14 protein-coding genes and 1 tRNA gene are annotated in these 18,176 nt (G+C 73.0%); 11 read left to right on the top strand and 4 right to left on the bottom strand.

The features are described from left to right. Positions 1-116: 116 nt before the first annotated feature. Positions 117-818, top strand: a complete 702-nt coding sequence (locus ABZ567_RS29545; protein ID WP_360795588.1) for a small secreted protein — start codon at positions 117-119, stop codon at positions 816-818. A 138-nt stretch (positions 819-956) separates the two neighbouring features. Here the strand turns inward: ABZ567_RS29545 and ABZ567_RS29540 are convergent, their stop codons facing one another. Beyond that, positions 957-1,151 (bottom strand): hypothetical protein, encoded by a 195-nt coding sequence (locus ABZ567_RS29540; protein ID WP_360795585.1) that lies wholly within the window; start codon positions 1,149-1,151, stop codon positions 957-959. A 9-nt stretch (positions 1,152-1,160) separates the two neighbouring features. Here ABZ567_RS29540 and ABZ567_RS29535 point away from each other — a divergent pair, with 9 nt between their 5' ends. The 7 genes from ABZ567_RS29535 to ABZ567_RS29505 all read left to right on the top strand — a co-directional run bounded on the left by ABZ567_RS29535 (position 1,161) and on the right by ABZ567_RS29505 (position 13,636). After that, positions 1,161-2,684 (top strand): class I SAM-dependent methyltransferase, encoded by a 1,524-nt coding sequence (locus tag ABZ567_RS29535; protein ID WP_360795582.1) that lies wholly within the window; start codon positions 1,161-1,163, stop codon positions 2,682-2,684. A 453-nt stretch (positions 2,685-3,137) separates the two neighbouring features. Beyond that, entirely contained in the window at positions 3,138-3,335 is a 198-nt protein-coding gene (locus tag ABZ567_RS29530) for a hypothetical protein (protein WP_360795579.1), read from the top strand. A gap of 268 nt (positions 3,336-3,603) precedes the next feature. Continuing rightward, positions 3,604-6,474, top strand: a complete 2,871-nt coding sequence (gene topA / locus ABZ567_RS29525; RefSeq protein ID WP_360795576.1) for a type I DNA topoisomerase — start codon at positions 3,604-3,606, stop codon at positions 6,472-6,474. Positions 6,475-6,654: 180 nt separating this feature from the next. After that, on the top strand, positions 6,655-10,284 hold the full coding sequence (gene tmk, locus ABZ567_RS29520; RefSeq protein ID WP_360795574.1) for a dTMP kinase: 3,630 nt from the start codon (positions 6,655-6,657) through the stop codon (positions 10,282-10,284). A 315-nt stretch (positions 10,285-10,599) separates the two neighbouring features. Then, positions 10,600-11,802 (top strand): DNA polymerase III subunit delta', encoded by a 1,203-nt coding sequence (locus ABZ567_RS29515; protein WP_360795571.1) that lies wholly within the window; start codon positions 10,600-10,602, stop codon positions 11,800-11,802. A gap of 127 nt (positions 11,803-11,929) precedes the next feature. After that, positions 11,930-13,483, top strand: coding sequence for an alpha/beta hydrolase (locus ABZ567_RS29510; RefSeq protein WP_360795568.1), 1,554 nt, complete (start codon positions 11,930-11,932; stop codon positions 13,481-13,483). A 79-nt stretch (positions 13,484-13,562) separates the two neighbouring features. Further along, a tRNA-Thr gene (locus ABZ567_RS29505) sits at positions 13,563-13,636 on the top strand. A 17-nt stretch (positions 13,637-13,653) separates the two neighbouring features. Here the strand turns inward: ABZ567_RS29505 and ABZ567_RS29500 are convergent. Beyond that, complete coding sequence (locus ABZ567_RS29500) at positions 13,654-14,127, bottom strand: DUF3052 domain-containing protein (RefSeq protein ID WP_360795565.1); 474 nt, start codon at positions 14,125-14,127, stop codon at positions 13,654-13,656. Between the two features lie 251 nt (positions 14,128-14,378). Between ABZ567_RS29500 and ABZ567_RS29495 the strand changes: the two genes are divergently transcribed. Beyond that, positions 14,379-15,002, top strand: a complete 624-nt coding sequence (locus ABZ567_RS29495) for a pyridoxamine 5'-phosphate oxidase family protein (protein WP_360795678.1) — start codon at positions 14,379-14,381, stop codon at positions 15,000-15,002. Positions 15,003-15,010: 8 nt separating this feature from the next. Here the strand turns inward: ABZ567_RS29495 and ABZ567_RS29490 are convergent, their stop codons facing one another. Both ABZ567_RS29490 and ABZ567_RS29485 read right to left on the bottom strand, forming a co-directional pair. After that, positions 15,011-15,445 (bottom strand): hypothetical protein, encoded by a 435-nt coding sequence (locus ABZ567_RS29490; protein ID WP_360795562.1) that lies wholly within the window; start codon positions 15,443-15,445, stop codon positions 15,011-15,013. Between the two features lie 53 nt (positions 15,446-15,498). Beyond that, on the bottom strand, positions 15,499-15,891 hold the full coding sequence (locus ABZ567_RS29485; protein WP_360795560.1) for a DUF6479 family protein: 393 nt from the start codon (positions 15,889-15,891) through the stop codon (positions 15,499-15,501). Between the two features lie 151 nt (positions 15,892-16,042). Here ABZ567_RS29485 and ABZ567_RS29480 point away from each other — a divergent pair, with 151 nt between their 5' ends. Then, the gene (locus tag ABZ567_RS29480) at positions 16,043-16,552 is read left to right on the top strand and encodes a SigE family RNA polymerase sigma factor (protein WP_360795557.1); all 510 of its coding nucleotides are present in this window, start codon (positions 16,043-16,045) and stop codon (positions 16,550-16,552) included. Between the two features lie 231 nt (positions 16,553-16,783). Beyond that, positions 16,784-18,100, top strand: coding sequence for a hypothetical protein (locus ABZ567_RS29475; protein ID WP_360795554.1), 1,317 nt, complete (start codon positions 16,784-16,786; stop codon positions 18,098-18,100). The last annotated feature ends 76 nt before the right edge of the window (positions 18,101-18,176 follow it).

The raw sequence follows: 18,176 nt of genomic DNA, 5'->3' as shown, positions 1-18,176 counted from the left end.
GTGTCTCCCTTGGTTCAAAAGGCTGCAATCCGGGGTGAATCGGTCGTACGATAGGTGGAAGTAGCCCGTTCGGCGTGTATGTTCCGGGGCCGAGAGCCTTGGAAGGGACCGATCCGGTGAACAAGAAGCTTGCGGCCGCACTGTCCGGCGGCGCGGTACTGGTGCTCGCGCTGTCCGGTTGCAGCGACGACGAGGGCGACAAGGTGGGCGACTGGGCGAAGACGTTCTGCGACCAGGCGAAGCCCCAGATCCAGAAGCGGGCCGACGCCCACCAGATCATCATTTCGACGGCCGCGGACAGCAAGCCCGCCGAGATCCAGGCCGCCGACTCGAAGGCGTTCCAGGACATCGCCAACGCCGACCGGGCGCTGGCCAAGGCCGTCGAGAGCGCCGGGGCCCCGCCCGTCGAGAACGGCCAGAAGATCCAGCAGGACGCGATCAAGGAGCTCAACGCCACCGCGGTGGCGTACGAGGGACTCAAGAAGCAGGTCGACGCGCTGGACCCGACGAACCAGCAGAAGTTCGCGGACGGCCTCCAGGGCGTCGCCGACGGTCTGACGAAGATCGAGAAGATGGACCAGAACGCCCTGTCCAAGCTGGAGGACGGCGAGCTGGGCCAGGCGATGGCCAAGCAGCCCGGCTGCCAGAAGCCCACGGCCTCGGTCCCGCCGAAGGCCTCCGGTTCCCCCTCCCCGCAGCCCGGCTCCACCTCCTCGGACTCGGACTCGGACTCGGACAAGGGGTCGGACACCGCGCCCACGGGCAAGCCCTCCGCCAAGCCGAGCCAGAAGGCCCCGGCGACCAAGCGCGCGGAGTAGCGGCGCGGAACAAGGTCGGGGCGCGGACGGGGCCGTCAGCCCGGTTCGCGCCCTGCTGTCGCTCCACCGGCGCCCGCCCCGCCGTCACCGGCGTCCCCCCGCACCACGCCCGCGCACCGTCACCAGGCCCGCGCACCGTCACCAGGCCCGCGCGCCGTCACCACGCCCGCGCACCGTCACCACGCCCCCCGCCGTCATCACCACGTCGGCCCGGCACATGACGGCGGGCGCCGTAGTCGCGGTGGGCGGACCCACGGCGTGGGCGGGGCAGCGGTGTCGTCGATCCGGCGCCGTCGACGGGTCGGCCGCCCCGATGTCGGTGGCGGCGGTCACAATGGAGCGGTGAGTACGACCAGCCTGCCTCCCCGCCTCCCGGTGCCCGCGCACGCCACCCGTCTGCGCGAGGCCCTGCTCGCCGCCGACTTCACCGCCGACGGGCTGCTCGACCTGCTCGGCGCCCCGGCCTACGCGGCCCTCGCCCGCAGCGAGACCGTGCCCGCCCTGCGCGCCACCCGCGGCGACTCCCCGTTGGAGATCCTCGTCCGGCTCTTCCTGCTCCAGGAGGCCGTCGCGTACGACCGGGCCGCCGCCACGCTCCCGATCGAAGAGGCCCTCGCCGACGGCTGGGTGGTCCGTGAGGACGACACCGTGTCCGCGACGGTCGACATCCGGCCGTACGGCGGGCCGGACGGCGAGGACTGGTTCATCGTCTCCGACCTCGGCTGCGCCGTCGGCGGGGCCGGGGGCATCGGCACGAAGGAGGAGGGTGTCGTCCTCGGCGTCGGCGGGGCGTCCACGACGCTCGCCGGCATCACGGTCCGTACGCCGGTCTCCTCCGCGCTCGACCTCGGCACCGGATCCGGCATCCAGGCGCTGCACGCCGCCCAGCACGCCACCCGGGTCACCGCGACCGACCTCAACCCGCGCGCCCTGGACTTCACCCGGCTGACGCTCGCTCTCTCCGGGGCCCAGGAGGCCGAGTTGGTCCCGGGCTCGCTGTTCGAGCCGGTCGGAAGCGACACGTACGACCTGATCGTCTCGAACCCGCCGTTCGTGATCTCCCCCGGCGCCCGGCTCACCTACCGGGACGGCGGGATGGGCGGTGACGACCTGTGCCGGACGCTCGTGCAGGAGGCGGGCGAGCGGCTCAACGACGGCGGATACGCCCAGTTCCTCGCCAACTGGCAGCATGTCGAGGGCGAGGAGTGGCAGGAGCGGCTGCGGTCCTGGGTGCCGCGCGGCTGCGACGCCTGGATCGTGCAGCGGGAGGTCCAGGACGTCGCCCAGTACGCGGAGCTGTGGCTGCGGGACAGCGGCGACCACCGCGGTGACCCGGACGCGTACCGGCTGGCGTACGAGGCGTGGCTCGACGAGTTCGAGGCCCGCAAGACCCGCGCGGTGGGCTTCGGCTGGATCACGGTCCGGCGGAACGAGGCCGTGGCCTCGGGGTCCGTCGAGCCGTCGATCGTCATCGAGGAGTGGCCGCACCCCGTCGAGCAGCCCCTCGGGCCCACCGTCCTCGCCCACTTCGAGCGTCAGGACTACCTGCGCGGTCACGACGACGCCGCCCTCCTCGCCGACCGGTTCACGCTCGCGCCCGAGGTGGTGCAGGAGCAGGTCGGGCTGCCGGGAGCCGAGGACCCCGAGCACGTCGTGCTCCGGCAGAACAGGGGCATGCGCCGCGCCACCAAGGTGGACCACGTCGGCGCCGGGTTCGCCGGGGTGTGCGACGGCACGCTCAGCGCGGGCCGCATCCTCGACGCGATCGGTCAGCTGATGGGCGAGGACCCGGTGATACTGCGGGACCGCACCCCGCAGGCGATCCGGCTGCTCGTGGAGGAGGGCTTCCTGCTTCCCGCGGACTGAACCCGGGCCGGGGGCGGGCAGCCGCGTTCCGTTTCCGGGCGCGGCTCGGCTCCTCGGCCTCGGCGGGTTGGCCCCCTGACGGGGCCCTGCCGGTCCGGGCCGCCCCGCCCCGTACGCCGGACTTCTGCTGGTGACGCCACCTGCCCGGGTTCTCCGCCCCGCCTGCCCGGACGGAGAGCCGGGCGTCGCCATCAGCCACGGCCCCCGCGTCGGGAACGCCGCCATGCGGCTTCCGCCTCCCGCGACGAAGCGTTTCATCGCCTCGCGAGAACCCCGCTCACCGCCCCGCGAGAACCCCGCGAGGAGGCGTCGGGCGGATCACTACCGGCCATCTTCGTGAAACCGTACGGGACGCTCCGCGTCGTTCACCCGGAATTCGCACCTTCGACGCCCGGAGGTGTCAGCCTCGGCACCGGGAGACGAACACCGCACAGGGACGGAACGGGGTACGGCATGGAGAGCGGGCCGGCGATTTTCGCGGGGACGGCGTTCACGCTGTTCGGAGGCGCGCTGCTGCTGTGGACCACCGTGCGGACGCTGCACCGTGAGCCCGTCGCGTACGGGGTCGCCCCCCGTGCCGCCGTCGCGCTGACGAGCCTCTTCGGCGCCGGCTTCCTCGTCCTCGGCGTCTGGTGCTTCGCCAGGCTCTGATCTTCTCCCGGACCGCTCACGGACCTTCGTGATCTTTCACCGGCAGCCTCCGGCTCCGACGCCCCGCCCCGCCCGACCGGGAGTCCGGGCGGCAGGAATGCCAGGACTCGGGTTACCGTTCGAGTGGCCGTTGCGGGCTTTCGCCGTTTGACACGGGGGCGGGTTGTACCGTCACACTCCGCAGCGACGGGAGCGTCACCGTCCGTGCCGCTGCCGTGCGTGCCAGAGCTACGTGCCAGAGAGTGCCGATCCGGAGAGAAGAGCGAAGTTGTCCCCGACCAGCGAGACCGCACACGGCGGCCGCCGACTCGTCATCGTCGAGTCGCCTGCCAAGGCGAAGACGATCAAGGGCTACCTCGGCCCCGGCTACGTGGTCGAGGCGAGCGTCGGGCACATCCGTGACCTTCCCAGCGGCGCCGCCGAGGTGCCCGAGAAGTACACCGGAGAGGTGCGCCGCCTCGGGGTCGACGTCGAGCATGACTTCCAGCCCATCTATGTCGTCAACGCTGACAAGAAGGCGCAGGTCAGGAAGCTCAAGGAGCTGCTCGCCGAGTCCGACGAGCTCTACCTCGCCACCGATGAGGACCGCGAGGGCGAAGCCATCGCGTGGCACCTCCAGGAAGTCCTGAAGCCCAAGGTCCCGGTCCACCGGATGGTCTTCCACGAGATCACCAAGGACGCGATCCGCGAGGCCGTCGCCAACCCGCGCGAGCTGAACCAGCGCATGGTCGACGCCCAGGAGACCCGCCGTATCCTCGACCGGCTCTACGGCTACGAGGTCTCGCCGGTCCTGTGGAAGAAGGTCATGCCGCGGCTGTCCGCCGGCCGCGTGCAGTCCGTCGCCACCCGGCTCGTCGTCGAGCGGGAGCGCGAGCGCATCGCCTTCCGCTCCGCCGAGTACTGGGACCTCACCGGCACCTTCGGCACCGGCCGCACCGGTGACGCGTCCGACCCGTCCCAGCTGGTCGCACGCCTCGCGGCGGTCGACGGCAAGCGGGTAGCGCAGGGCCGTGACTTCGGCGCCGACGGGCGGCTGAAGAGCGACGCCGTGCTGCACCTGGACGAGGCGAACGCCCGGACCCTGGCCGCCGCGCTCACCGACACCGCGTTCGCGGTGCGCTCGGTCGAGTCGAAGCCGTACCGCCGCTCCCCGTACGCTCCCTTCCGCACCACCACCCTCCAGCAGGAGGCGAGCCGCAAGCTGGGCTTCGGCGCGAAGGCGACCATGCAGGTGGCGCAGAAGCTGTACGAGAACGGCTTCATCACCTACATGCGTACGGACTCCACGATCCTGTCCGACACCGCCGTCTCGGCGGCGCGGGCGCAGGTCACGCAGCTGTACGGCGCCGACTACCTGCCGGAGAAGCCGCGTGTCTACGCGGGCAAGGTCAAGAACGCCCAGGAGGCGCACGAGGCGATTCGACCGTCGGGTGATCGTTTCCGCACCCCGGCGGAGACCGGCCTCACCGGCGACCAGTTCCGCCTCTACGAGCTGATCTGGAAGCGGACCGTCGCCTCCCAGATGAAGGACGCGACCGGGAACTCCGTCACCGTCAAGATCGGCGGCCGGGCGTCCGACGGCCGTGACGCCGAATTCAGCGCGTCCGGCAAGACGATCACCTTCCACGGCTTCATGAAGGCCTACGTCGAAGGCGCCGACGACCCGAACGCGGAGCTCGACGACCGGGAGCGGCGCCTGCCGCAGGTCGCCGAGGGCGACGCGCTGACCGCCGACGGGATCACCGTCGACGGCCACGCGACCAAGCCGCCGGCCCGCTACACCGAGGCCTCGCTGGTCAAGGAGCTGGAGGAGCGCGAGATCGGCCGCCCGTCGACGTACGCGTCGATCATCGGCACGATCCTCGACCGCGGCTACGTCTTCAAGAAGGGCACGGCGCTCGTGCCGTCCTTCCTGAGCTTCGCCGTCGTCAACCTCCTGGAGAAGCACTTCGGGCGGCTCGTCGACTACGACTTCACGGCCAGGATGGAGGACGACCTCGACCGCATCGCCCGCGGCGAGGCCAAGTCCGTGCCGTGGCTGAAGCGCTTCTACTTCGGTGCCACCCAGGGCGGTAAGGCCGCCTCCGGCGGTGCCGCCGACGCCGGGAACGGCGACGGCGACCACCTCGGCGGCCTCAAGGAACTCGTCACCGACCTCGGGGCGATCGACGCCCGCGAGATCTCCTCCTTCCCCGTCGGCAACGACATCGTGCTGCGCGTCGGCCGCTACGGCCCCTACGTCGAGCGCGGCGAGAAGGAGGCCGAGGGCCACCAGCGTGCCGACGTCCCCGAGGACCTCGCGCCCGACGAGCTGACCGTCGAGCTCGCCGAGGAGCTGCTCGCCAAGCCGAGCGGCGACTTCGAGCTGGGCGCCGACCCGGTCAGCGGCAACCAGATCGTCGCGAAGGACGGCCGCTACGGCCCGTACGTCACGGAGATCCTGCCCGAGGGCACCCCGAAGACCGGCAAGAACGCGGTGAAGCCGCGCACGGCCTCCCTCTTCAAGTCGATGACCCTCGACACCGTCACCCTGGACGACGCGCTCCGGCTGATGTCCCTGCCGCGGGTCGTCGGCGCCGACGCCGAGGGCGTCGAGATCACCGCGCAGAACGGCCGCTACGGCCCGTACCTGAAGAAGGGCACGGACTCGCGGTCGCTCACCGACGAGGAGCAGCTCTTCACGATCACCCTCGAAGAGGCGCTCGCGATCTACGCCCAGCCGAAGCAGCGGGGCCGGGCCGCGGCCAAGCCGCCGCTGAAGGAGCTGGGCACCGACCCGGTCAGCGAGAAGCCCGTGGTCGTCAAGGACGGGCGTTTCGGCCCGTACGTGACGGACGGCGAGACCAACGCCACCCTGCGGACCGACGACAGCGTGGAGACGATCACGCCGGAGCGCGGTTACGAACTGCTCGCGGAGAAGCGCGCCAAGGGACCGGCGAAGAAGACCGCCAAGAAGGCCCCGGCGAAGAAGACGACCACCGCGAAGAAGGCGGCCACGAAGACGGCGGCGAAGAAGACCACCGCCACCAAGACGACGGCCGCGAAGACGACGGCCGCCAAGAAGACCGCCGCGAAGAAGACGACCGCCGCGAAGAAGACGACCGCCGCCAAGAAGACGGCGGCGGCGAAGCCGGAGTAGGCGCACGAGCGGCGGACGCGGCTCGCACGAGCGGCGGACGCGGCTCGCACGAGCGGCGGGGGCGGCTCGTGAGAGGGCGGGGGCGGGGGTGAGCACCCCCGCCCCCGCCTTCGTCACAGGCTCGTCCTGATGTTCGGGCGCGGGCCGCGGGGAGCAAGACCGTCCGGATAGGGTGGACGGATGACGCGAGCAGAGCAGCCAGACCGCCTCGGCGATTCCGACGCCGCACTCGTCGCGGATTCCAGGGAGCGTGCCGTACGCGCCCTGTTGCGCCATCAGCCACTGCGCAGACTGTGGAGCGCCCACGTCGCGGGCAGTACGGGAGACGCCCTCGCCCTCCTGGTCCTCGTCCTCCTCGGCCTCCAGGCCGCCGTGACCGAGGGCGCGTTCGGCGGGGGCGAGCGGGGCGCCGCCTTCGCCGTGGCCGCCGTCGTCGGCGTGCGCCTGCTGGCCTCGGTCCTCTTCGGGGCAGTCCTCCTCGGCCCGCTGACCGCGCTCACCGGGCCGGGCGGCGCGCTCGACCGGCGCTGGACCATGCTCGGCGCCGACGGCGTCCGGATCGCGCTGCTCGTCATCGCACCCCTGTGGATCGACTGGACCCCCGGCAGCGCCCTCTGGTACCTCCTCGGCACCGTCTTCGTCACCGGCGCCGCCGAGCGGCTCTGGACGATCAGCCGCGAGGGCGCCGCTCCGGCGCTGCTGCCCGCCCCGCCGATCGAGGGCGGCGCCGTACGACCGCTGCCCGACCACCTCGCCGCGCTGCGGCGGCTCTCCCAGCGCACCGGCTTCCTCGCCGTCCCGGCCGCCGCCGCCGTGCTGCTCGTCGCCACACTCGTCGGCAACGCGCTCGGCGCCGGCATCGACTGGTTCTCGCTCCACCAGGCCGCCCTCGGCTCGTACGTCGCCGCCGGGCTCTTCGCCGCCTCCGTCACCGTCCTGTACGCGATGGCGCTGCCCGGCGGGGAGACGCCCCGGCCCCGTTCGCCCCTGGAGGGCCTGCGTCGCCCGGCCGCCGAGAAGGGCCGTACGGGTGCGCTCAAGCCCCTGGTCCTGACCTGCGCCACGGTCGCCGGCGCCATCGCCGCGGCCGCGTCCGTCGCCGTCCTCCACGCGTACGACCTGGGCGGCGGCCCCGTCACGTACGCCCTTCTGATCCTGGTGCTCAGTGGCGCCACCGCCGTCGGCATCCGCACCGCGGGCTCCGTCCTGCCCATGCTCTCCCGGCGCCGACTGCTCGCGCTCGTGACCGCCGTCACCGGCGTCGCCCTGATCGCGATGGGCCTGGTGCCGGACACGGCGACCGTGCTGTTCCTCGCCGTCCTCGCCGGATACGCCGCCGGTGTCGCCGCGAACACCGGCCACGTCCTCGTCGACCAGGAGACCGAGGAGCCCCGCAGGGCCCGGATGACCGAGCACCTCCAGGCCTCCGCCCGCGTCGGCATGGGCATCGGCGCGCTCGCCGCGCCGCTGCTCGCCGCCGCGATCGGCCCGCACCGCCTCGCCGCCGGCGATCTCGTCCTCGCCCACGGCGGCGCGGCCTTCACCCTCGCCCTCGTCGGCGCCCTGCTGCTGCCCGTCGCCGCGCTCGTCCTCGCGAAGACCGACGACCGGGCGGGCGTCCCGCTCCGTCGCGACCTGCGGGACGCGCTGCGCGGCTCCGATCCGGCGCAGGCGCCCTCCCCGACCGGCTTCTTCATCGCCCTGGAGGGCGGCGACGGCGCCGGCAAGTCCACCCAGGTCGAGGCGCTCGCCGAGTGGATCAGGGCCAAGGGCCACGAGGTCGTCGTCACCCGCGAGCCCGGCGCCACCCCGATCGGCAAGCGGCTCCGCTCGATCCTCCTCGACGTGTCGTCGGCGGGGCTGTCGAACCGCGCCGAGGCCCTGCTGTACGCGGCCGACCGCGCCGAGCACGTCGACTCCCTGGTCCGGCCCGCCCTGGAGCGGGGCGCGATCGTCCTCTCCGACCGGTACATCGACTCGTCCGTCGCCTACCAGGGCGCGGGCCGTGACCTGTCCCCGACCGAGATCTCCCGCATCTCGCGCTGGGCGACGGACGGCCTCGTACCCCATCTGACCGTGGTCCTCGACGTCTCGCCCGAGACCGCCCGGGAACGCTTCACCGAGGCGCCCGACCGTCTGGAGTCGGAGCCGCCGGAGTTCCACGCGCGCGTACGGGCCGGATTCCTCGCCCTCGCCGCCGCCGACCCCGGCCGCTACCTCGTGGTCGACGCCGGGCAGGAGCCCGAGGCCGTCACCACCGTCGTACGCCACCGGCTCGACCGGATGCTGCCGCTCTCCGAGGCCGAGGTGAAGGCCGTCGAGGAGGCCCGCCGGAAGGCCGAGGAGGAAGCGCGCAGGAAGGCGGAGGAGGAAGCGGCACGCAAGGCCGAGGAGGAGCGCCTGGAGCGCGAGCGCCAGGCGCAGCTCGCCAGGCTCCGCGCCGAGGAGGAGGAGCGCAAGCGGCGCGAGGAGGAAGAGGCGCGCCGCCTGGAGGCCGAACGGCAGGCCGAGGAGGCCCGGCGGAAGGCCGAGGAGGCCCGTCTCGCCGCCGAGGAGGAGCGGAAGCGGCTCGCGGCCGAGGAGAAGGCCCGCAAGGAGGAGCAGGAACGACTCCGCAAGGAGGCCGAGGAAGAGGCCCGGCTGCGGGCCGAGGCCGAGGAACGCCGCCTGGAGAAGCAGCGCAAGGCGGAGGAGGCCCTGCTCCGGGCCGAGGAGGCCCGCCGGACGGCCGAGGCCGCCGCCGCCGCGAAGGCGGCGGAGGAGGCAGCGGCGAAGGCCGCCGCGGAGAAGGCAGCGGCCGAGGCCGCCGCCAAGGCCGCGGCGGAGCGCGCGGCGGCCGAGCGGGACGCGGCGGAAAAGGCCGCGGCTCAGCGGGCCGAGGTGGAGAAGGCCGCCAGGGAACGGGCCGCGGCCGAGAAGAAGGCGGCCGAGAAGGCGGCTGCGGCGAAGGCCGCGGCGGAGGAGAAGGCGGCGGCCGAGCGGGACGCGGCGAGGAAGGCCGCGGAGACGGCGGCGGCCGAGCGCGCCGCCGAGCAGGCCGCCCGCGCCGCGCGCGCCGCCGAGGTGTCCGCGAACGAGGTCACCGTGGCGACCCCGATCGTGAGGATGGACGCACCCGCGGACCGTGCGCCGGACCCGAGGGTGGACGGCACGTCGGACCCGCGGGCCGACGGGGTGTCCGACCCGCGCGTGGACCGTGCGTCGGACCCGAGGGCGGATCGTGTCTCGGACCGGGGCGCGGGCCGTTCGCCGGCCCCGCGCGCGGGCCGGGCGCGGGGAGCGGCGGCGGACGCGGCGGCCGTCTCGCCCGACGAGGTCACCGTGGCCACCCCGATCGTGGAGATCGCGAAGCCGGAGGCCGAGACGGCCGCTCTGCCCCGTGTCCGGGAGACCCGCGGCGCCGACGAGACCGCGGTCCTGCGTCCCGTACGGGACGCGGAGGAGACCGCGGTGCTCCCGCCCGTAAGGGACGCCGAGGAGACCGCCGTCCTCCCACCCGTGCGGGACGCCGAGGACTCCGCGGTGTCCCCGCCCGTGCGGGACGCGGAGGAGACCGCGGTGCTCCCGCCCGTACGGAACCCCCGGGGGGCCGATCCCGTCGACCGGGTGCCGCAGGGCATCTTCCGGGACGCGCGGGAGGAGCCGCAGGGCTCCAACGACCGGACCCGTGAGCTGCCCCAGCTCGACGAGAACGGCCGGCCGCGCCGCTCCGACTGGGCCGAGGACACCCCGCTGGACGATCTGCCGACCCTGGCGGACGAGCTGTTCGGCCCGCACGACGACGAGGGCGACGGCCCCCGGCACCGCTGAGTCCACCGTTGAGTCCGGCGCTGATTCCCGGTGGGGGTGGAGCTCGCTCCACCCCCACCCCCGCAGCCAGCCCCATGCCGTCGTGACCTGAGCTTTCGGCAACGCCTACGTCCACACCTTCGCCGACCGCACCGGCGCCGCCCACGTCACGGCGGCCGTCAGCACGGGCGTCGCGGTGCTCGGCTCCTCGGTCGGGCTCCGGCTCGCCCGCACCCGCGCGCGTGGTGAGGCCCGGGAGCGCCGCAGGCACGAACTCCGGCGGGGCGTGTCAGAGGGCTGCCCCACAATGGAGGACGTACCTGAGGAGGGGCAGACATGTCCGTATGGGACGACCTGGTCGGACAGACACGGGTCGAGGAGCAGCTCGCCGCCGCCGCGCGGGACGCCGACGCGCGCGTGACCGCCCATGCCGCAGGAGAGCCCGACCCCGAGGCGTCGAGGATGACCCATGCCTGGCTCTTCACCGGTCCGCCGGGATCGGGCCGGGCGACGGCGGCGCGGGCGTTCGCCGCCGCGCTGCAGTGCGTGAGCCCCGACCGGGCGCTCGGCGGGGCACCGGGCTGTGGATTCTGCGACGGCTGCCACACCACCCTCGTCGGCACCCACGCGGACGTGGAGATCATCCGCACGGACCTGCTGTCCATCGGCGTGAAGGAGACCCGCGAGCTCGTCCGCCGCGCGCAGCTCTCCCCGGCCGGCGGGCGCTGGCAGGTCATCGTCCTTGAGGACGCCGACCGGCTCACCGAGGGCGCGGGCAACGTCCTCCTGAAGGCCGTGGAGGAACCCGCCCCGCGCACGGTCTGGCTGCTCTGCGCACCCTCCCTCGAAGACGTGCTGCCCACGATCCGCTCCCGCTGCCGGCACCTGACCCTGCGCACCCCGCCCGTGGAGGCGGTCGCGGACGTGCTCGTGCGGCGCGACGGCATCGAGCCGGAGATGGCGCAGGCCGTGGCCCGTGCCACCCAGGGACACATCGACCGGGCCCGGCGGCTCGCGACGGACGAGCGGGCCCGCGCGCGCCGGTCCGTCGTCCTCAAGCTGCCGCTGCGCGTCGACGACATCGGCGGCTGCCTCAGGGCGGCCCAGGAGCTGGTGGACGCGGCGGCGGAGGACGCGAAGCAGGCCGCGGAGGAGGTCGACGTCAAGGAGACCGACGAGCTGAAGACGGCGCTCGGCGCGTCCCAGGGCGGACGGATGCCGCGCGGCACGGCCGGCGCGATGAAGGAGCTGGAGGAGCGGCAGAAGCGGCGCAGGACGCGTACGCAGCGCGACAGCCTGGACCTCGCGCTCACCGACCTGACCGGCTTCTACCGCGATGTCCTCGCCCTCCAGCTGCGCTCGCGTTCGGCCCTCGCGAACACGGACGTGCGGGACGCGATCGAGCGGATCGCCCGCGCCACCACTCCCGAGCGCACCCTCCGCCGTATCGAGGCCGTCCTGGCGTGCCGCCAGGCCCTCGACCGGAACGTGGCACCGCTGCTCGCGGTGGAGGCGATGACGATGGAGCTGCGCGGCTGATCTGCGGGGCGGGCGGGGGCTGACGGGGCCGGCCGACCGGACGGGTAGGTGAGGGCTGACCGGGCGGGCAGTTGGGGGAGAGGGCACGATTGGACACGGTACGTACCGGTCCGGATACGCTCCGGGGATGGACTCCAGGCGTTTGCTCCGTACGTCCGCCACGGCCCTCGCGGCCGCCGGGCTGATCCTCTCCGGCTGCACGGGCGGCAGCGACGCGGCGCCGTCCCGCACCACGGCGGCCCGCCCGGCCGCCCCCTCCTCCCCGCCGGAGGCCCTGAAGGCGTTCTACTCCCAGAAGCTGATGTGGCGTGACTGCGGAGTCGCCGGTTTCCAGTGCGCGACCCTGCGCGCGCCCCTCGACTACGCGAAGCCGGACGGGCCCTCGGTGAAGCTGGCCGTCTCCCGGGTCCGGGCGACCGGCCCGGGCAAGCGGCTCGGTTCGCTCCTGGTCAACCCGGGCGGCCCCGGCGGCTCCGCCGTCGGCTACCTCCAGGGGTACGCGGGCATCGGGTACCCCGCACCCGTCCGGGCCCGCTACGACATGGTGGCCGTCGACCCCCGCGGAGTGGCCCGCAGCGAGCCGGTCGAGTGTCTGACGGGCCCGCGGATGGACACGTACACGCAGGTCGACCAGACCCCCGACGACCGTGCGGAGACGGACGCGCTCAGCGCCGCCTTCAAGGACTTCGCGGCCGGCTGCGAGAAGCGCTCGGGGAAGATCCTGCCGCACGTCTCCACCGTCGAGACGGCCCGGGACATGGACATCCTGCGGGCGGTGCTCGGTGACGCGAAGCTCAGCTATGTGGGGGCGTCGTACGGCACGTTCCTCGGCGCCACCTACGCCGAGCTCTTCCCCGACCGGGTCGGGCGCCTCGTCCTAGACGGGGCCATGGACCCCTCGCTGCCCGCGATCGACCTGAACCGCGACCAGACGGCGGGCTTCGAGACCTCGTTCCGGGCGTTCGCCGCCGACTGCGTCCGGACGCCGGACTGCCCCCTGGGCACCGGGTCGGTCGAGGCGGCGGGCGAGGCGCTGAAGAAGTTCTTCCGCGACGTGGACGCCGAGCCCGTGCCCACCGGCGAGAGCCGCCCGCTCGGCGAGTCCCTGGCCACCACGGGCGTGATCGCGGCGATGTACGACGAGGGTGCCTGGCCCCAGCTGCGCGAGGCCCTCACCCGGGCGATGGGCGGCGAGGGCTCCGGCCTCCTGGCCCTGGCCGACAGCTACTACGAGCGCGAGGCGGACGGCACGTACGCCAACCTCATGTTCGCCAACGCCGCCGTGAACTGCCTGGACCTGCCGCCGGCCTACAAGGGCCCCGCCGACGTCGAGAAGGCCGTCCCGTCCTTCGAGAAGGCCTCCCCGATCTTCGGCAAGGGCCTCGCCTGGGCGGCCCTCAACTGCACCTCCTGGCCGACCCCGGCCTCCGGCCGCCCCCACCGCATCACCGCCGAGGGCGCCGCCCCGATCCTGGTCGTCGGCACCACCCGCGACCCGGCCACTCCGTACAAGTGGGCCCGGTCCCTGGCCGACCAGCTCTCCTCCGGCACCCTCCTCACCTACGAGGGCGACGGCCACACGGCGTACGGCCGGGGCAGCGACTGCGTCGACACGGCGATCAACACCTACCTCCTGGAAGGCACCCCTCCGCAAGACGGAAAGCGCTGCTCGCAGGCATGATCCAAGGGTGGTCGGAGCACCCCGGGAAACTGTGTAGACTTGGCGGCGCTGCTGCACCCAACATGGGTCTGCACGGCACGCCGCCTTAGCTCAGTTGGCCAGAGCAACGCACTCGTAATGCGTAGGTCTCGGGTTCGAATCCCGAAGGCGGCTCGGAATTACCCCAGGACTCACTCGCCGTGACCTGGGGTTTTTTCATGTCCGGAGAGTGCCGTGGGGCGAGCCAGCCGCCAGGCGGTCCAGGCGCCTGCCGTGACGGTGCCGGTCTGTGACAGGCCGGCCTCCGGAGCGGCCTCCGCGATCTCGCCGGGGTCCGCGTGGCCGGGCTTGCCGGGATTCGGGGTCAGGACCCAGATGTGGCCGTCGGCGGACAGCGGGTCGGCCGCCTCCGTCAGGATGTCGACGAGGTCGCCGTCCCCCTCCCGGAACCACAGGAGCGCGACATCGACCGGGCCCTCGTGGTCGTAACGGACAAGGCTCCGGCCGATGGTCTCCTCGACCGACTTCCGCAGGCTGTCGTCGACATCGTCATCCTCCCCGAGCTCCTGCACCACCATGCCGTTGGAGAACCCCAACCGGACGCCGTAGTCGCTTTCTTCCCGCGGCTCTTCCCGCGTCTCCTCCTGCTCGGAAGCCGATGTCATCGTGTCCTTCTTCTCTGTCGCGACGCCCACGCGTACCTCGCTCACCGAGCACTCTGCCGGAACCCGGGACGCGGGAGCCAGACCGCCTACAAGCAGGCAGGGGTGGCGGGTGCGGCGTGGGTCGGCGTAGAACCTTCGAAGATCTTGACGCCGGTCGAGGGAACAGCGAACCAGGGGGAAGTGTGAGCAGTACGGTCACGTCCGACGGCGGGGAGGAGCTCGTCGTCACCGAGCGGACCCGGTTGCGGCGGATGCGGGAGAAGGGGAGTCATCGGCGGGCCGATCTGGAGGCCGTGCTCGGGGCGGGGTTCCTCTGTCATCTCGGGGTCGTCGTCGACGGCACGCCGATGGTCGTGCCCACCGCGTACGGGGTGGACGGCGGGCAGTTGTACCTGCACGGTTCGGTCGCCAGCCGCAGTCTCGTCCAGGCACCCGACGCCCCCGTCTGCGTCACGGTCACCCATGTCGACGGGCTCGTCCTCGCCCGTTCCGTCTTCGAGCACGGCGTCAACTACCGCTGCGCGATGATCTACGGCGTTCCGCGCATCGTCACCGACCCGGACGAGAAACTGCGCGGTCTCCGGGCGCTCACCGAGCAGGGTTCCCCGGGACAGTGGGAGTACGTACGGCAGCCCAGCCGCAAGGAGCTGGCCGCGACCGCGGTCATCGCGCTCGACCTGACAGAGGCCTCGGTCAAGACCCGCAGCGGCCCGCCCGACGACGGTGACTCCGAGGACGCGGCGCTCGGTCTGTGGGCGGGGGTGCTGCCGGTCGTGACCACCTTCGGCGAGCCGGTCACCGACCCCGTCCTTCCCCCGGACTCCGTGCCGCCCGCCCACGTGGCCTCGCGCGCGGGGCGCCTGCTGGGAGAGTGAACCCCGGCTCAGACGGCTTCCGGCATCTCCTCCGCGTCCCGCAGCCGGTGTCTGGCGCGGCCCGCCAGGCGACGGGCGGCGACGGGGGCGTGCTCCAGTACCGGGGCGATCCTCTCGTACGGGACCTGGAACTCGTCGTGGAGGACGAACGCCAGCCGTTCCGGGGGTGTCAGGCCGTCCACGGCCACCGCGGGGGGTGCGGTCCCGGGGGCGGCCGGATCGGCATGGGCGTGTTCATGTGTCTCTCGGGCGCGGAGACGGGCCAGGCATGCCGCGGCCACGGCGATGGTCGGATCCTCCGACCATCGCCGTGTCCTCCTCGCGTCCGCGACCGCATCGTCGGCCTCCGGGAACGTGCCGAGCAGGCGGTACGCCACCGCCCGGAGGCGCGCCTCCGGAGCGGCGGGGGTGGGAGTGCCTGTGTGGGTGCCTGTGTCATCCACGGGTTTGACCTTCGAGGGGTTCGGTACGGGCGCGGACGCGCTCGCGTCTTCGGTCAGTCGCCGTGGCCGGTGCCTCCGCTGCCGAAGCCTCCGCTGGAGATCCCGCCCCACTTGCGCTTCTCCTCGCTCGGCGGCTCGGGCGAGGTCTCCGTGCCCGACGTGCCCGCGTTCTTGAGCTGGTACGGCATGAGCCGGTGCTCGCCGTCGTTCTGCGGCATCTCTACCGGCCTGCGGTATTCGGACATCTCACCGGGCAGCCGGTCCGTCTCCGGCCGGCGCGGGTGTTCGTCCGGCTTGGGTGTACGGGACTCGCGGTCTCGGACCCGGAACCCGAGCCAGACCGCCCCGATCAGTACGAAGACGACGACGAGTCCGGCGAGGAACTGTCCGAGGCCTGACTGCCAGACTCCCGCGGCCAGGGTCTGGGCTGCGCTGAGAGTGTTCATACAAGGGGATTACCCGATTCCGCTTCTTTGGATGCGTCCGCCGGGAGACGTCGGAAAAATCTCGGACGCGTGCTGAAACATTTCCGCGCCCCCGTCGCGTCAATGAGGTGTACGGCGACCACACCACGTGACCACGAGGGAATGGAGGGGTATGAGAAAGTCCCGCGCGGACGAGTTCATGGAGTTCGCCTCCGCACGCTCGGGTCAGCTGTTCCGCTCGGCGTGCCTGCTGACCAGCGGGGACACGCACCTCGCCGAGGACCTCACCCAGGAGACACTGGGCCGGATGTACGCCCTGTGGGGCCGCGTCGCCCGGATCGGCAACCCCGCCGCGTACGCCCAGACCGTGCTCGTCCGCACGTTTCTCAGCCACCAGCGGCGCCGCTCGGCGACCGAGCGCCCGCTCGGCGAACTGCCCGACCGCGCCCCCGACACCGGCGAGGATCCAGCGCTCCGGATCGCGCTGCTCGACGCGCTCGCCGGACTCGCACCGAAGGACCGTGCGGTCGTGGTGCTGCGGTACTGGGAGGACCGCAGCATCGAGGAGACCGCCGACGCCCTGCACGTCAGCTCCGCCGCGGTACGCACCCGTTCCGTACGAGCGCTCGGGAAGCTGCGGCAGCGGCTCGGGGGCAGCATCGCCGAGTTCGCCGCCCGCTGATCGCGGACGCGCCCGCGCTTGCGACCGCGCCTGCGCCCGCGCCGCGTCTGCACCTTCCGCACCGGCCGTCGGCGAGCGACGCACCCGCATCGTCCGTACCTCCCGCGCCACTTGCATTACCTGCATTACCTGCATCGCATGCACCAACCGCACCATGTGCACCACTCGCCCCACGTTCACCCACGTGCACCACCCCCTGGCCTTCCACCAACCGGAGACGGTGAATTCGACATGCCCCAGAACGCAGACCCCCAGCACGAGGGATTCGAGGAGGAGCTCGGCGCGGTCCTGCGCCGCACCGGTGACGGCTTCGCCGTGGACGACCGGCGCGAGCTGGTCGCGGGCGGCCTCCAGCGTGGTCGTCGCCGCCTGCTCCGCCGCCGCCTCGCGGTGACCGGCGGCGCCCTCGCCCTCGCCGCCATCGGCATCGGCATCGGCGGGGTGTACGGCGGCTCCCTGCTCTCGCCGACCGGCGCGCCGGAGCGCGTCTCCGTGGCGGGCGCCCCCACGGGTGCCAAGCCGACCGCCCGCGCCACGGACTCCGCCGAGACCGCGCCGAACGAGCCGAACCAGGGGCAGATCCCGGTCAAGCGCCTCGCGGCCGTCCTCCAGGCCAACACCCCGCCCGGCACGTGGGAGATCGACGACCTGGACGGCAAGGGCCAGTCCGTCCGAGGCGTCTACGACGACGGCAGGGGCAAGGCGGCCGTCTCCGTCGGCCTCTACCGTGCCGGCCCTACCGGCGAGGCGGGGGAGGACCAGGTGACGTGCCCCTCGAAGGCTCACGTCCCCTTCGACGACTGCTCCAGCGAGCGGCTGCCGAACGGCTCCCGGCTGATGGTCTTCCAGGGGTACGAGTACCCCGACAAGCGCGAGGAGACCAAGCAGTGGCGGGCGGTCCTGCTCACCAAGGACGGCTTCCTCATCGACGCAAGCGAGTACAACGCGCCCGCGGAGAAGGGCGCCGCGATCAGCCGGGAGAACCCGCCCTTCAGCCCCGCCCAGCTGAAGGCCCTCGTCACCGCCGACGCCTGGCAGGTGTTCCTCCAGCGGATCCCCGCCCTGCCCGAGACCAAGAGGCCGCCCGCCGCCGACCGGCCGCCGGGCGAACCGAGCGGCCCCGCCGTCCAGAGCACCCTGCTCCGCCTCCTGCCCAAGGGCCTCAAGGTCTCCGACAAGAGCGCGGACTCCGGCTACGGTTTCGCCGTCGTCGACGACGGCGAGGGCAAGAGCCTCGTCCAGATCAACATCCAGCCGAACATGGGGGACGTGGCCGGGGGCCTCTTCGGCAGCGGGGACGTCACCACCCTCCCCGACGGCCGCCTGGTCAAGCTCACCCAGCAGCCGGGTGAGAAGGGCGGCTCGGGCGTCGTGTGGTGGACCGTGGACACCATCACGCCGGACGGCTTCCGGGTCGTCGTCTCGGCCTTCAACACCGGCGCCCAGCACGAGGACGCCACGCGCGCCGAGCCCGCTCTGACCATGGAGCAGCTGAAGACGATCGCGCTCAGCACCGACTGGCTGCAGCTGCAGGAGCCGCCGAAGTAGGCGAGCGGGGGGATGGGCGGCGATACGGGGGGCGGGGGGCGATCGGGGGCCTGCCCCCCCCGTGCTGCGGGGTGGG

This window comes from Streptomyces sp. NPDC016459 (genome assembly GCF_040632845.1).
Taxonomy (GTDB): Bacteria; Actinomycetota; Actinomycetes; order Streptomycetales; family Streptomycetaceae; genus Streptomyces.
The sequence above is the reverse complement of the archived record's forward strand: the minus strand, read 5'-3'. Positions and strand labels throughout refer to the sequence as shown.

Bases quoted from the DNA above. Each gene is read 5' to 3' on its own strand.
- ABZ567_RS29485 (WP_360795560.1), bottom strand. From the start codon at position 15,891: ATGAACACTCTCAGCGCAGCCCAGACCCTGGCCGCGGGAGTCTGGCAG.
- ABZ567_RS29515 (WP_360795571.1), top strand. From the start codon at position 10,600: ATGTCCGTATGGGACGACCTGGTCGGACAGACACGGGTCGAGGAGCAG.
- tmk (WP_360795574.1), top strand. From the start codon at position 6,655: ATGACGCGAGCAGAGCAGCCAGACCGCCTCGGCGATTCCGACGCCGCA.
- ABZ567_RS29480 (WP_360795557.1), top strand. From the start codon at position 16,043: ATGAGAAAGTCCCGCGCGGACGAGTTCATGGAGTTCGCCTCCGCACGC.
- ABZ567_RS29500 (WP_360795565.1), bottom strand. From the start codon at position 14,127: ATGACATCGGCTTCCGAGCAGGAGGAGACGCGGGAAGAGCCGCGGGAA.
- ABZ567_RS29510 (WP_360795568.1), top strand. From the start codon at position 11,930: ATGGACTCCAGGCGTTTGCTCCGTACGTCCGCCACGGCCCTCGCGGCC.
- ABZ567_RS29495 (WP_360795678.1), top strand. From the start codon at position 14,379: ATGCGGGAGAAGGGGAGTCATCGGCGGGCCGATCTGGAGGCCGTGCTC.
- ABZ567_RS29530 (WP_360795579.1), top strand. From the start codon at position 3,138: ATGGAGAGCGGGCCGGCGATTTTCGCGGGGACGGCGTTCACGCTGTTC.
- ABZ567_RS29475 (WP_360795554.1), top strand. From the start codon at position 16,784: ATGCCCCAGAACGCAGACCCCCAGCACGAGGGATTCGAGGAGGAGCTC.